Source organism: Geobacillus sp. G4 (assembly GCF_040327975.1).
GTDB classification, from domain to species: domain Bacteria; phylum Bacillota; class Bacilli; order Bacillales; family Anoxybacillaceae; genus Geobacillus; species Geobacillus thermoleovorans.
Map to the genome: position 1 here is coordinate 122462 of NZ_JBEPJY010000001.1, position 13644 is coordinate 136105.

Genomic DNA, 13644 nt, shown 5'->3' on the forward strand with positions numbered 1-13644 from the left:
TCGATTCAGTTGTAGCGGAACCGCTCGATAATGACCGGCTGCAGCTGCTTCCCTTCAAGCGCGGCAAGAATCGTATCGCGCAAAAGCGGCATGTAGGCGACCATGGAGTTCGGCTTCGCCTGCGGGGCGTCTTGGCCGAACGGGATGAAATAAATGTTTTTTGCTGCCATAAGCCGCATTAGATTGACGCCGTTTAAGCCGAGCGCATCGTTCGTCGAAATGCCAAGCACGACCGGGCGGTGGTTGCGCATCGTCGCTTTCGCCGCCATCAGCACGGGGGAATCCGTCATGGCATTGGCCAGCTTGCTCATCGAGTTGCCGGTGAGCGGAGCGATCACCATGCAGTCGAGCGGAATTTTCGGCCCGAGAGGCTCCGCTTTGACGATCGTATCGATCACTTCATGTCCGGTCAGTTGTTCGAGTTTTTTCACCCATTCTTCCCCTTCGCCAAAGCGGGTGTTCGTCGTTTTCACCGTATAGGTGACGATCGGCAGCACCTCCGCTCCTTCGTTGACAAGCTTCTCGATCTCCGGGAACACCGCATCATATGTGCAATGCGACCCGGTGAGGCCAAAGCCGATCCGCTTTCCTTTCAAGCTGTTTCCGCTCATGCATGATTCTCCTCCCGTTTTTGTAAATCTGCATATAATAGTTGCGCCAAGACGTTGGCGATGATTTGCCCAGCTGTCTTCGGCGCGACAATCCCCGGCAGCCCGGGCGCCAAAATGGCTTTCACTCCCCGTTTTTCGGCATAGCGGAAGTCAGTGCCGCCCGGTTTTGACGCCAAATCGATAATCAGCGTATGGGGCGGCATTTTGGCGATGACGCTCGCCGTCACGATGAGATGAGGCACGGTGTTGATGCAGACGTCAATGTCACGCACTTCTTTTTCCAAATCGTTTAAGTGAAACGGCACGAGCCCCATTTCTGTAATGCGGGCGAGATGCTCCGACCGGCGCGCCCCGACTTTCACTTTCGCCCCCAACGCGGCGAACGTCCGGGCGACGGTCATGCCAACGCGTCCAAGCCCCAAGACGGCAACGCATGAGCCGTGGATCGTAAAATCCGTATGCTGAATGACCATCATCACCGTGCCTTCCGCGGTCGGAATGGAGTTGTAAATGGCGACATCGTCGCGCTCAAACAACTGCACGTGCTTGCGCCCTGTTTTTTTCACCAATTCGTCCAAATACGCGTTGCTGATGCCGGAATAAATCGTGCATTGCCGCGCCGTTTTTTGCACCATCTCTTCTGTAAACGGAATCGGTTCGTGGGCAAACACGCTGTTGACGTTTCCGTCCAGCGTCGTGCCGTGAACCGGCAAAATGATCGCATCCAAATCGGCAAAATCGACTTCGCCAATCGGCAGCTTCATCGCCCCGGTGAAATGATGGGCGAGCTGGTCGAAGCCGACAAGCGACAACTTCGCGTCGAGTTCAACGAGTTTGCGGATGACTTCAAGCTGCCTAGCATCGCCGCCGATGATGGCGATATGCATTCCTGTCAGCATCATGTTGTACGCTCACCTTCTTTTCTGGCAAACTGCTCCGTTTCCTTTCCCATCTTATGTTGGAAGGAAAATATAGGTGAATATCCTTGCGGGAAAAAATGGGCGATATGCGCCCAAAGCTGACAAGAGGCAGTCATTTTTTCTGTTTTTGTTCCTTACATATAAAGTAAAGAAGCGAAAAAGGAGGAAACCAGCATGAGGCTGAGCGAATTAAGCGGAAAAGAAATTGTCGATGTAAGCCGAGCCGAGCGGCTCGGGGTGCTCGGGCAGACCGATTTGGAAATCAACGAGCAAACGGGGCAGATCGAGGCGCTGCTCATCCCAACGGGAAAATGGTTCGGGTTTCGCAAAGACGGACAGGAAATTCGCGTGCCGTGGAAATATATTCGCAAAATCGGCGCCGATATGGTGATGATCGACGTCCCCGAGGAAGGGTGAAAGAGGCGGAAACGAAAAAGCTAACAACCTAGCGAAAGGTCGTTAGCTTTTTTGAGCTTGGTCTATGAATGGAGCGGGCGCGGCAGCACGCCGTCCGGGCTGATTAAGGCGAGCGCGTAATCGTCCGTGAAAACCGTGCGCGCCAGTTCGTTTACTTTTTCCACCGTGACACTTTCAATCTCTTCAATGATCTCATCAAGCGAGCGGTGGCGGCCGAGAAGGAGTTCATTTTTGCCGTTGCGGCTCATCCGGCTGTTCGTGCTCTCGAGCCCAAGCATCAGGCTTCCTTTCATCTGCTCTTTGCTGTTATGCAACTCTTTTTCGGTCACTCCGTCCTCCTTCAGCTGGCGAATGGTGTGCTGGATCGTTTCGAACAGCACATCAAGCTGGCTGCTTCCTGTGCCGGCGTAAATGGCGAGCAGGCCGCTGTCTTGGTAGGCGGAATGGTACGAGAACACCGAATACGCCAATCCGCGCTGTTCGCGCACTTCCTGAAACAGCCGGCTGCTCATGCTGCCGCCTAAAATATTGTTCAAGATGAGGAGCGGGTACGCGTCCGGATGGCCGATCGGCAACCCGTTGAATCCGATGCATACGTGCGCCTGCTCAGTGTCCTTTTTGCGCGCGATCTTTTGCGGCACAAACGCCGGCGTCCCTGAAGAAGGCGGCTTGCTCTCTGCGGCAAACGAGCCGAAATAGCGCTCGACCTCATCAATAAACCGTTCGTCGACGTTGCCGGCGACCGAAATGACGACGCGATCCGGTGTATAGTAGTCCGCCATATATTGGCGCAGCGTGTCGCCAGTAAACGTGCGCAGCGTCTCTTCCGTGCCCAAAATCGGATAGCCGAGCGGATGACCCGCATAGCACGCTTTGCCGAGCAAATCGTGGACGATGTCATCCGGTGTATCTTCATACATTTTGATTTCCTCGAGCACGACGTTGCGCTCCTTTTGCAGCTCATCCTCCACAAATGTCGAGTGGAAAAACATATCGGCGAGCATTTCAAGCGCCAGCGGCGCGTGTTCATCCAACACTTTGGCGTAGTAACACGTATACTCCTTCGATGTAAAGGCGTTTACTTGCCCGCCGATGCTGTCGAATGCTTCCGCAATGTCCCGGGCCGTGCGCGTCGTTGTCCCCTTGAAAAACATATGCTCTAAAAAATGGGAAATGCCATTGGTTTGCTCCGTTTCATTGCGCGAGCCGGTCCCGATCCATATGCCGATGGCCACCGACCTTACAGTCGGAATTTGCTCGAGCACGATTCGCACACCGTTTTTGCACGTATATTTGTTAATCAACTCCATGTTCCTCCTGTTTGTTTGCCAGTCTTTTCTCATCGAATAAGGCCGTCAAGCTGCCTAGGGCGTAGCCTTTTTGCTTAATCGAGATGATCAGCTCGTCAAGTGCAGCCGCCGTCGGCATCGTTGGGTGCATCAAAATGATGGCGCCAGGATGAACTTTCGATGTCACCCGTTTCACTATAACAGATGGCGACGGTTTTTGCCAATCAATTGTATCGACGCTCCATAGAATCGTTTTCATGCCGAGTTCCGCGGCGACCTCGACGACCTCGTCGCGGTAGCTGCCGCTTGGCGGGGCAAACCATTTGCATTTAACCGATGTCGCCGCCTCAATCACTTCGTTTGTTTTTTCGAGCTCGCGGCGGATGTTGTCGACAGCGAGCGTTTTCATATCGGGATGGCTGTAGGAATGGTTGCCGATTTCATGGCCGGCGTCTGCTATCATTTTTGCCATCTCCGGGTGTTTTTTTACCCATCGTCCTTCCAAAAAGAACGTCGCCTTGACATTGTATTTTTTCATCGTCTCAAGCATGTCGGGGAGGTATTCTTCCCCCCAAGCGACATTGACCGCAAACGCCACCATCGGCTTGTCAGGATGGCCGCGGTAAATCGGCGCCGGCGGCAAATCGTCCAAATGGACGCGCGGGGGCACTTGACGGAACACGAGTTTTCGCTCATCAAACATCCCCGTTTTCTTCATGTTTTGATAGGAGGCGTCAATGTCGACGGCGAGCCCGTTGTAGCCGGGCGTCGCCTTCCATACTTTATCGATGACCGCATCTTGGGCGGGAATTTCATATTGCTTCGCTTGTTTGACGATCGTGTCGTACAGCTTGTCGCGCTCTTTCATCGCGGTTGTTTCCATCGGGCGCCAGCTCGCGATGTAATCGCCAACCGGAGGCCAATGAACCGCCGCCCAGGCGGCAAGAAACATGACCGCTAGCGCCATATAGCGGGCAATTCCGTTGTTCACCCTTGTCCCCCTCCTTTTTTACTACTACAACATATGTCTTAGGGGGACAGGATAGAACATAACAAAAGAGCCTTAAGAAACAAATTCCTAAGGCTTCATGCGATGGCGCTCCGGCCGTCTTCCTCGTTTTTCCCTAGATTCCCGCGGCAGTTCCCCTCCAATGTTGCGGGCATCGCGCAACACCGCTTTGCGCGACAGGTTGACGCGCCCTTGCTTATCGATTTCCGTTACTTTCACTAAAATTTCATCGCCAATCGAAACGACGTCTTCGACTTTGCCGACCCGCCCTTCAGCGAGCTCGGAAATATGGACAAGCCCGTCTTTGCCGTTGAACAACTCAACGAAGGCGCCGAATTTTTCAATCCGTTTCACTTTGCCTAAGTACACTTGGCCGACTTCGACTTCGCGGACGATGTCTTCGATGATTTGCTTCGCTTTTTGGTTGGCCGCTTCATCCACAGACGAGATGAAAATCGTGCCGTCTTGTTCGATGTCGATTTTGACGCCGGTTTCGTCGATGATTTTGTTGATCTGCTTGCCGCTTGGTCCGATCACCTCCCGGATTTTGTCCGGGTTGATGTGCATGATCAAAATTTTCGGTGCATATTTGGACAGCTCTTTGCGCGGTTCGCTGAGCGTTTGCATCATATGATCCAAAATCTCGAGCCGCCCTTTGCGCGCTTGCATGAGCGCCTCTTCCAAAATCTCGCGCGTCAATCCTTTGATTTTAATGTCCATTTGCAATGCCGTCACGCCTTTTCTCGTGCCGGCGACTTTAAAGTCCATATCGCCAAGATGGTCTTCGATGCCTTGAATGTCTGTCAAAATCGTGTAATGGTCGTCGTTTTTCACAAGCCCCATGGCAATGCCGGCGACCGGTGCTTTAATCGGCACCCCAGCATCCATCATCGCCAGCGTGCTGGCGCAAATGCTGGCCTGCGATGTCGAACCGTTCGACTCCAGCACTTCGGAAACGAGGCGGATCGTATACGGGAATTCGCGCTCCGACGGCACGACCGGCTCGAGCGCCCGTTCGCCAAGCGCCCCGTGTCCGATTTCACGACGCCCCGGCCCGCGCATCGGCCCGGTTTCCCCGACGGAAAACGGCGGGAAGTTGTAATGGTGCATAAACCGCTTCGATTCTTCAAGGTCAAGCCCGTCCAAAATTTGCACATCACCAAGCGCCCCAAGCGTACAAACGCTCAACACTTGCGTCTGCCCGCGCGTAAACAAACCGGAGCCGTGCGTGCGCGGCAGGACGCCGACCGCCGATGAAAGCGGACGGATTTCATCGACTTTGCGCCCGTCCGGACGGATTTTCTCGACCGTGATCAAACGGCGCACTTCCTCTTTTACGAGTTTATGCAAAATTTCCTGTACTTGCTTGAGCTTCTCCTCATCCGCTTCTTCCGCCTCATATTTGGCGATGACGCCAGCTTTCACATCTTCAATGGCAGCATCGCGCGCCAGTTTCTCCGGCACTTGCACCGCTCGCTTAATGTCCGCTTCGGCAAGCTGGCGGATTTCCGCCTCCAGCGCTGGATCCGGCTCGTAAAGGACGACTTCCATTTTTTCTTTGCCGACTTGGGCGGCGATTTCCTCTTGGAAGGCGATGAGCCGCTTCACTTCCTCATGGCCGAACATGATCGCTTCCAAAATCACTTCTTCCGGCACCTCATCCGCCCCGGCTTCCACCATGTTGATCGCATCTTTTGTGCCGGCGACGACAAGATGCAGATCGCTTTTTTCCATTTGCTCGACCGTCGGATTGATGACAAACTGGCCGTCAACGCGGCCGACGATGACACCGGCGATCGGCCCTTCAAACGGAATGTCGGAAATCGTCAGCGCCACCGACGAACCGATTAAGGCCGCTACTTCCGGCGCGCAGTCTTGATCAACGCTCATGACCATCGAGACGACTTGCACTTCGTTGCGGAATCCTTCGGCAAACAGCGGGCGAATCGGTCGGTCGATGAGACGGCTCACCAAAATGGCTTTCTCGCTCGGGCGACCTTCGCGCTTAATAAACCCGCCAGGAATTTTTCCAACCGCATACAACCGTTCCTCGTAGTTGACGGTAAGCGGGAAAAAGTCAACGTTTTTCGCCTCTCGCGACGCGGTGGCTGTGCTCAACACGACCGTATCGCCGTAGCGGACGAGCGCCGCGCCATTCGCCTGTTTCGCCAGCTCGCCGGTTTCGACGATGAGCGGCCGCCCGGCCACATCGATGGAAAACACGCGTTTCTCTTGTTCCATACAGACGAGTACTCCTCTCTATGTACAGATGAAATTATAGATCCGCTGATGATTAGTATAGACGAATTGGCACCATTGTTATCATCGCCGTGTCAGTCACGCCTATAAACTAGCAAAAAAGCGGGAATGCTCCCGCTTTTTTATCGACGTAATCCAAGTTTCTCAATCAATTCACGGTAGCGCGCCACATCTTTCTTGCGCAAGTAGGCCAATAAGTTGCGGCGCTTCCCGACCATTTTCAGCAAGCCGCGCCGTGAATGATGATCTTTTTTATGAATGCGCAAATGCTCGTTCAAGTTGTTGATTTGCTCCGTCAGGATCGCAACTTGCACTTCCGGAGAACCAGTGTCGTTCTCATGGATTTTAAATTGCTCGATGATTTCGCGTTTGCGCTCCTGCGTCAATGCCATCCTTGTTCACCTCCCTAGTCCTAGATCCCCGATTGCCGAGCGGGCGTCGGTGACTCGCCTAGCCAAGCAATGGTTCGCATACATTGATTAGAATACCTCTTTTTCCGGCAAAATGCAAGTCTTTTCGCTGAAACAGCGGAAATACTGCTCCGCCTCTTTCTTGTCGCGGGCGATTTGCGCCGTCAGTTCATCGACACTGGTAAACTTCTGCTCGCTCCGCAGACGGCGGTGCCACTCAATTGTCATCGTTTGTCCATAAATATCGCCGGAAAACTCGAATAAGTGCACCTCAATATTCGGCAATCCTTCGCGCGTTTTATGGAACGTCGGTTTGTAGCCGACGTTCGCCACCCCTTCATATACTTGCCCGCCGATCACCGCCTTGACTGCATAGACGCCGACTGCCGGCAAGGCATAATCGCTGTTTAAAGCGATGTTCGCCGTTGGAAAGCCGATCATCCGCCCGCGCCGTTCCCCGGCAACGACCGTTCCTTCAAGCTCATAAAAGCGGCCGAGCAGGCGGGGAAGCTGTTCGACCGCCCCGTCTTCGAGCAGTTTCCGCACCCGGGACGAGCTCACTTTTTCCCCGTCGACCGCGAGCTTCGGAATGACCGTCTGTCCAAAGCGGCCGCGCGCATGAATCGGCATCGTCTCCATCGTTCCTTTTCCGAACCGCCCATAAGTGAAATCGAAGCCGGCGACGACATGTTTCACGTGCAACCCGTCCAAATATTGGTCAACGAACGCTTCTGGCGACAGCGCAGCAAACGTCGGCGTAAATTCAACGATGTACAGCCGGTTGACGCCAAGTGATGCAATCAGCTGCTCCTTTTTGCCAAGCGGCGTGATCGAGCGCAGCTCGGACTGTTTGCCAAGCACAACGGACGGATGAGGATGAAACGTCATCACCGCGCTTTCGTACCCACGCTCGTTGGCGATCTCGACCGCGGTGCGGATCACTTTTTGATGGCCGAGGTGGATGCCGTCGAAATAGCCCAGCGCCATCACCGTCGGAGGGAGCGCCTGGCGTTCGAGACGGTGGGGATGCGAAAGAAACAGCGTTTCCATGTCCATGACCTACCTTCTTTATTTCCGCGCTGCACCCGCGGCGTTAACGAAACACTTTGAGCGGTTTCATCAAGCCGGGGCGCGCCGGATGCTTCACGTACAGGGCCAGCGCTTCCCGCTCGGGCGAAACAAGCACGACCGGCCCGTCAAGCTTCTCTAAAAAAGCGGGAAGCCGGAGCAGCGCCCCGTTTTTTACCTTCTCTGCTACTTTATCATTGATTTCATATTTCGGCAAATGAAAAAGCGCCCGCTCGATCGGGATGAGCAAGGCATCAGCCGTCCCGTCGGCCGCCCGGCGCTCAACGTCTTCAAACGTTACGCAATCTTCAAGCCGAAACGGCCCGGACGCCGTACGGATGAGGTCGGACATATGCGCCGGATAGCCGAGCCGCTCGCCGATCATCACCGCCAGCGTACGCACGTACGTGCCTTTGCTGCACGTGACGCGAAAGCGAAATGACACCGTTTCCCCAAAGAATTGTTCACGTTCATCAAGCAGTTCGAGCTCATAAATGGTCACGCGCCGCGTCGGACGTTCGACTTCGATGCCGGCGCGCGCGTATTCATACAGTTTTTTGCCGCCCACTTTCACCGCGGAGTACATCGGCGGCGTTTGCTCAATTTCTCCGGTCAAGCTGTCAAACACCGCTTCGATTTCCGCGCGCGCAATCGGCCGGTCAACCGGACGGGCGGCGATGATGTCGCCGTCCGCATCTTCGGTTGTCGTCGCGGCGCCAAGCGTCACTTTTCCTTCATACGTTTTCGTCGTCCCGGTCAAAAACTCGGCGATGCGCGTCGCCTTGCCAAGGCAAATGGGCAGCACACCGGACACGTTTGGGTCAAGCGTGCCGGTGTGTCCCGCTTTTTTTACGCCAAGCAGACGGCGCACTTTGGCCACGCAGTCGTGAGACGTCATCCCTTTCGGTTTATTCAGCAGCAATACCCCGTCCATCGACGCACCCTTTCCGTTTCCATGATCATGAATGGAAATGGATAGACGGTTCGTCTATCCATTGTTCGGCTCCCCATCCGCCTCTTTCGCCGGGTGGTCATCGCTTGAAATTTGCCGAATCAGCTGTTCGATGCGGCTGCCGTATTCAATCGTTTCATCGATTTCAAAGAAAATTTCCGGCGTCTTGCGAAGGCGGATGCGCTGCCCGATTTCCGAACGGATAAACCCTTTCGCTTTCTCGAGCGCCTTCAACGTCTCTTCCTGCTGCTTGTCATCGCCAAGGACGCTGATGTACACTTTCGCCTGTTGCAAATCACCGGTGACCCGCACATCGGTCACCGTGACAAAGCCGATGCGCGGGTCTTTCAGCCTGCGGCTGATGATGTCGCTCAACTCTTTTTTCATTTGCTCGCCAACGCGAGTTGCCCGTATATTCATCACCCATCACCTCGGTTACAACCACTCGAATGATGTGGCCGCCCGCTCCAGCTCAGGGAACGAGTCGATCAAAGCAAGCGCACGCTCGAGCTCCCGTTCGGTCGCCCGGCGGCTGGACGTAATGGCAACAAGGCCGATGGTCGCTCGTTGCCATGCGTCTTGATGATCGATTTCGGCCACAGAGACGTTATATTTTTGCCGGATTCTTGTCATGACCCGCTGCAGGACGGCCCGTTTATCCTTGAGCGAGCGGGCGTTGTAGATGATGCATTCGCACGCAGCGAAGCCGATCATGCCCGGGCCACTTCCTGCATGATGTATGCTTCGATGACATCTCCTTCTTTGATATCATTGAAGTTTTTGATCGTCAGCCCGCATTCATACCCTTGCGCCACTTCGCGCACATCGTCTTTATACCGCTTGAGCGAATCGATTTCCCCTTCGTAGACGACGATGCCTTGGCGAATGAGGCGCACCTTGCTGTCGCGGGTGATTTTGCCGTCCGTGACATAGCAACCGGCGATCGTGCCGACTTTCGATACTTTGAACGTTTGCCGCACTTCCGCCTGACCGATCACTTTCTCTTCGTACTCCGGATCGAGCATCCCTTTCATCGCCGCTTCAATTTCCTCGATGACATTGTAAATGATGCGATGGAGGCGGATGTCGACTTTTTCCGATTCAGCGGCGCGCTTTGCGTTTGCATCCGGACGGACGTTAAATCCAATGACGATGGCGTTCGATGCCGTCGCCAGCGAAATATCCGATTCGGTGATGGCGCCGACAGCCGCGTGGATGATTTTCACCCGCACGCCTTCCACATCGATTTTTTGCAAGGCGGCGACAAGCGCCTCAACCGATCCTTGAACATCGGCTTTGACGATCAAATTCAGCTCTTTCATTTCGCCTTGCTTAATTTGTTCAAACAAATCATCCAAGCTGACGCGCGTTTTGACGCTTCGCTGCTCCTGCAGCTGCCGCTGCGCCCGCGCCTCCGCGATTTGCCGCGCCTTTTTCTCATCCTCAAACACCATGAAGCGGTCGCCGGCTTGCGGCACTTCATGCAGCCCAGTAATTTCGACTGGCATCGACGGAGTCGCCTCTTTGACGCGCCGGCCGCTGTCGTTCACCATCGCGCGCACGCGCCCGTATGTTGTGCCGACGACGATCGGATCGCCGACACGCAACGTTCCCGCTTGAATCAAAAGCGTTGCCACCGGGCCACGCCCTTTATCAAGCTTCGCTTCGATCACCGTACCGACCGCACGCCGGTTCGGGTTGGCTTTTAATTCTTCCATCTCACTGACAAGCAAAATCATTTCCAAAAGATGATCAAGGCCCTCTTTCGTTTTCGCCGACAACTTGCAGAAAATCGTATCGCCGCCCCATTCTTCCGGAACGAGGTTGTATTCCATCAATTCTTGCATGACACGGTCCGGGTTCGCTTCCGGCTTATCGATTTTGTTGATGGCGACAATAATCGGCACGTTTGCCGCCTTGGCGTGGTTGATCGCTTCCACCGTCTGCGGCATCACCCCGTCATCCGCGGCAACGACAAGAATGACGATATCGGTCACTTGCGCGCCGCGCGCCCGCATCGTTGTAAACGCTTCATGCCCCGGCGTATCGAGGAACGTAATTTTTTTGTCATTGACCGTCACTTGATACGCACCGATGTGTTGCGTAATACCGCCGGCTTCTTGCTCCGTCACTTTGGAGTGGCGGATCGCATCAAGCAACGTCGTTTTCCCGTGGTCGACGTGCCCCATGATCGTCACGACCGGCGGCCGTTCAACCAAATCTTCCGGCGCATCGACAATTTCGATCGCTTCAAAGTTCGTCTCATCGATCGTCACTTTTTCTTCGACTTCAACGCCGTAATCTGAGCAGATGAGCTCGATGGCGTCTTTGTCTAAATCTTGGTTGATTGTCGCCATCACGCCGAGCATAAACAGCTTCTTAATAATTTCCGACGGTTCGCGGCCAAGCTTTTTCGCCAGTTCGGCCACGGTAAGCGAGCCTTCAAACGTAATTTTTTTCGGCAGCTCTTTTTCTTTTTTCGCCGGCTGCGGCGCTTGTTTTGCGGCTGGTGCTGCCTGCTTTTTCCCTTTCGCCGGCCCTTTTCCTTTCTTTTTCGCCGCTTGGAGCAGTTTCTTTTCTTGCTGTTGCGCCTCGGTTTTTTTCGTTTCCTTCCCTTTTGGCGCTCCCTTTTTCTTCGCCGGTTTCATTTTCGCCGCTTCTTTGCTGTCGTCAAAAATTTCCTCATCAGCAAAATCGGCCGCTTTCGCCGGCGTCGGCCGTTTCGGCTTCTCCGTTTTCTTTTCCGCTTTTTTCTCTTCTTTTTTCCCGGTGTTCGGGCGATATTGATGGTCGAGTTTTTCGACGACATCAGCCTCCAGCATCGCCATATGGTTGTTCACTTCAATGTTCATTTCTTTCAATTTATGAATGACGTCCTTGCTTGGAACGTTCTGTTTTTTCGCGTATTCATACACACGCATTTTCGACATACATTCACCCCCATTAAGATCGGTCGAGCATCGTTTGCAATTGGCGCGCAAACCCTTCGTCGATGACAGCGACAACGACACGGGCGTCCTTGCCGATCGCGCCGCCAAGCACATACCGGTCCGGCACTTTGCAAAGCGGGACGCCATAAAACGTGCATTTGTCCGTCACTTTTTTTTCGGTGTTGACCGATGCGTCTTGCGAAAGCAAGACGAGCCGCGCCCGGCCCCGCTGCACTTCTTTGACGACAAGCTCCTCGCCGGAGACGACTTTGCCCGCCCGCTGCGCCAATCCAAGCAGCGATGCCCAACGGTTATGCTTCATGTCCGGCCTGTTTCTCCTTTTCCGCCAAGGCGAGCAATTCGTCATAAATCGCATCATCGATGTCTGCTTTTAAATGGCGGGCCAAAATGTTTTTCTTTTTCGCCTGCAAAATGCACTCCGGATCAAGGGTAATATACGCGCCGCGCCCCGCCTTTTTGCCGGTTGGGTCGATCGACACTTCCCCCTCTTTCGAGCGGACGATGCGCACCATCTCCCGTTTCGGCTTCATCTCTCCAGTGACGACGCATTTGCGCAACGGAATTTTCTTTTGCGCTGCCATTTTTCATTCCCCCTCACTCGATTTCCGCCGATTGATCAAACGATGGGCCGTTTTCTTCGCTATTTTCATTATCGGCCGCCGCATCGCTGAAATCAAGCGAAGTGGATGGCGCATGCGGATCAATGCCCATCTCCCGCGCTTCCGATTCGCTTTTAATATCAATTTTCCAGCCGGTCAATTTCGCCGCCAGCCGCGCGTTTTGCCCGCGTTTGCCGATGGCGAGCGACAGCTGATAGTCCGGAACGATGACCGTCGTCGCCTTTTGCTCCTCGTTGACAATGACGCGCAACACTTTCGCCGGGCTTAACGCGTTGGCGACAAACTCCACCGGATCGGCCGACCAGCGGACGATATCGATTTTTTCTCCGTTCAGCTCATCAACAATGGCCTGCACGCGTTGCCCTCTCGGTCCGACGCATGCGCCGACCGGATCGACTTCCGGGTTGTCGGAGTGGACGGAAATTTTCGAACGGTCGCCGGCTTCGCGGGCGATCGATTTAATCTCGACCGTTCCGTCGTAAATTTCCGGCACTTCGAGCTCAAACAGCCGTTTCAACAGTCCCGGGTGGGTGCGGGAGACGAAAATTTGCGGCCCTTTTGTCGTTTTTTCCACTTTCGTAATGTATACTTTCAACCGGTCGTGCGGCTTATAGGTTTCATTCGGCATTTGTTCGTTTGCCGGCAGGAGCGCCTCCGCCTTACCGAGGCTGACGTAGACAAAGCGCGGGTCGACGCGCTGAACGATGCCGGTCATAATGTCCTCTTCACGGTCGACAAATTCGGCGTAGATGATGCTCCGCTCTGCCTCGCGCACGCGCTGGGTGACGACTTGCTTCGCCGTCTGTGCGGCGATGCGCCCGAAATCGCGCGGCGTCACTTCGAGCTCGACGACGTCGCCGATTTGATAATTCGGATTGATCCGCTGCGCGTCCTCAAGTGAAATTTCAAGGCGCGGATCGGCCACCTCTTCGACGACATCTTTGCGCGCGAACACGCGGATCGTGCCGGTGTCCATATTGAGATCGACGCGCACGTTTTGCGCCTGGCCGAAATTGCGTTTATACGCTGAAACGATCGCCGCTTCGATCGCTTCCATCACGACTTCTTTGCTGATGCCTTTTTCCCGCATCAGATCGGCTAACGCCTCAAGCAATTGCGTGTTCATGCAACAAAAATC

15 protein-coding genes are annotated in these 13644 nt (G+C 54.5%); 1 reads left to right on the forward strand and 14 read right to left on the reverse strand.

From position 1 onward, the window contains the following. Nucleotides 1–5: 5 nt before the first annotated feature. Nucleotides 6–611, reverse strand: a complete 606-nt coding sequence (locus ABS784_RS00570) for a dipicolinate synthase subunit B (protein WP_011230774.1) — start codon at nt 609–611, stop codon at nt 6–8. Further along, the gene (gene dpaA, locus ABS784_RS00575) at nt 608–1513 is read right to left on the reverse strand and encodes a dipicolinic acid synthetase subunit A (protein WP_013145722.1); all 906 of its coding nucleotides are present in this window, start codon (nt 1511–1513) and stop codon (nt 608–610) included. The genes ABS784_RS00570 and dpaA overlap by 4 nt, the downstream gene beginning before the upstream one ends. A 192-nt stretch (nt 1514–1705) precedes the next feature. Here dpaA and ABS784_RS00580 point away from each other — a divergent pair, with 192 nt between their 5' ends. Further along, a complete protein-coding gene (locus ABS784_RS00580; RefSeq protein WP_011230772.1) occupies nt 1706–1948 on the forward strand; it encodes a YlmC/YmxH family sporulation protein in 243 nt (80 codons plus the stop codon). A gap of 62 nt (nt 1949–2010) precedes the next feature. Here ABS784_RS00580 and ABS784_RS00585 read toward each other — a convergent pair whose 3' ends face one another. The 12 genes from ABS784_RS00585 to nusA all read right to left on the reverse strand — a co-directional run bounded on the left by ABS784_RS00585 (nt 2011) and on the right by nusA (nt 13632). After that, complete coding sequence (locus tag ABS784_RS00585; RefSeq protein WP_062898534.1) at nt 2011–3258, reverse strand: M16 family metallopeptidase; 1248 nt, start codon at nt 3256–3258, stop codon at nt 2011–2013. Continuing rightward, on the reverse strand, nt 3245–4228 hold the full coding sequence (locus tag ABS784_RS00590; protein ID WP_011230770.1) for a polysaccharide deacetylase family protein: 984 nt from the start codon (nt 4226–4228) through the stop codon (nt 3245–3247). Before ABS784_RS00590 ends, ABS784_RS00585 begins: the two co-directional genes overlap by 14 nt. 87 nt (nt 4229–4315) lie before the next feature. Next, the gene (gene pnp / locus ABS784_RS00595) at nt 4316–6487 is read right to left on the reverse strand and encodes a polyribonucleotide nucleotidyltransferase (protein WP_013523420.1); all 2172 of its coding nucleotides are present in this window, start codon (nt 6485–6487) and stop codon (nt 4316–4318) included. 140 nt (nt 6488–6627) lie between these two features. Then, on the reverse strand, nt 6628–6897 hold the full coding sequence (rpsO, locus tag ABS784_RS00600) for a 30S ribosomal protein S15 (RefSeq protein WP_011230768.1): 270 nt from the start codon (nt 6895–6897) through the stop codon (nt 6628–6630). 87 nt (nt 6898–6984) lie between these two features. Beyond that, nucleotides 6985–7965: a bifunctional riboflavin kinase/FAD synthetase gene (ribF, locus tag ABS784_RS00605; RefSeq protein ID WP_031206507.1), complete on the reverse strand. Its 981-nt coding sequence runs from the start codon at nt 7963–7965 to the stop codon at nt 6985–6987. Between the two features lie 43 nt (nt 7966–8008). Further along, nucleotides 8009–8917 (reverse strand): tRNA pseudouridine(55) synthase TruB, encoded by a 909-nt coding sequence (gene truB, locus ABS784_RS00610; RefSeq protein WP_013523418.1) that lies wholly within the window; start codon nt 8915–8917, stop codon nt 8009–8011. Between the two features lie 54 nt (nt 8918–8971). After that, nucleotides 8972–9355, reverse strand: a complete 384-nt coding sequence (gene rbfA / locus ABS784_RS00615; RefSeq protein ID WP_014195477.1) for a 30S ribosome-binding factor RbfA — start codon at nt 9353–9355, stop codon at nt 8972–8974. A gap of 15 nt (nt 9356–9370) precedes the next feature. After that, complete coding sequence (locus tag ABS784_RS00620; RefSeq protein ID WP_011230764.1) at nt 9371–9649, reverse strand: DUF503 domain-containing protein; 279 nt, start codon at nt 9647–9649, stop codon at nt 9371–9373. Then, nucleotides 9646–11865, reverse strand: coding sequence for a translation initiation factor IF-2 (gene infB / locus ABS784_RS00625; RefSeq protein ID WP_013523417.1), 2220 nt, complete (start codon nt 11863–11865; stop codon nt 9646–9648). Before infB ends, ABS784_RS00620 begins: the two co-directional genes overlap by 4 nt. A 13-nt stretch (nt 11866–11878) precedes the next feature. Further along, nucleotides 11879–12187, reverse strand: a complete 309-nt coding sequence (locus tag ABS784_RS00630) for a YlxQ family RNA-binding protein (protein WP_011230762.1) — start codon at nt 12185–12187, stop codon at nt 11879–11881. Further along, complete coding sequence (gene rnpM, locus ABS784_RS00635) at nt 12177–12467, reverse strand: RNase P modulator RnpM (protein ID WP_011230761.1); 291 nt, start codon at nt 12465–12467, stop codon at nt 12177–12179. The genes ABS784_RS00630 and rnpM overlap by 11 nt, the downstream gene beginning before the upstream one ends. Nucleotides 12468–12480: 13 nt before the next feature. Beyond that, on the reverse strand, nt 12481–13632 hold the full coding sequence (gene nusA / locus ABS784_RS00640) for a transcription termination factor NusA (protein WP_011230760.1): 1152 nt from the start codon (nt 13630–13632) through the stop codon (nt 12481–12483). Nucleotides 13633–13644: the final 12 nt, after the last annotated feature.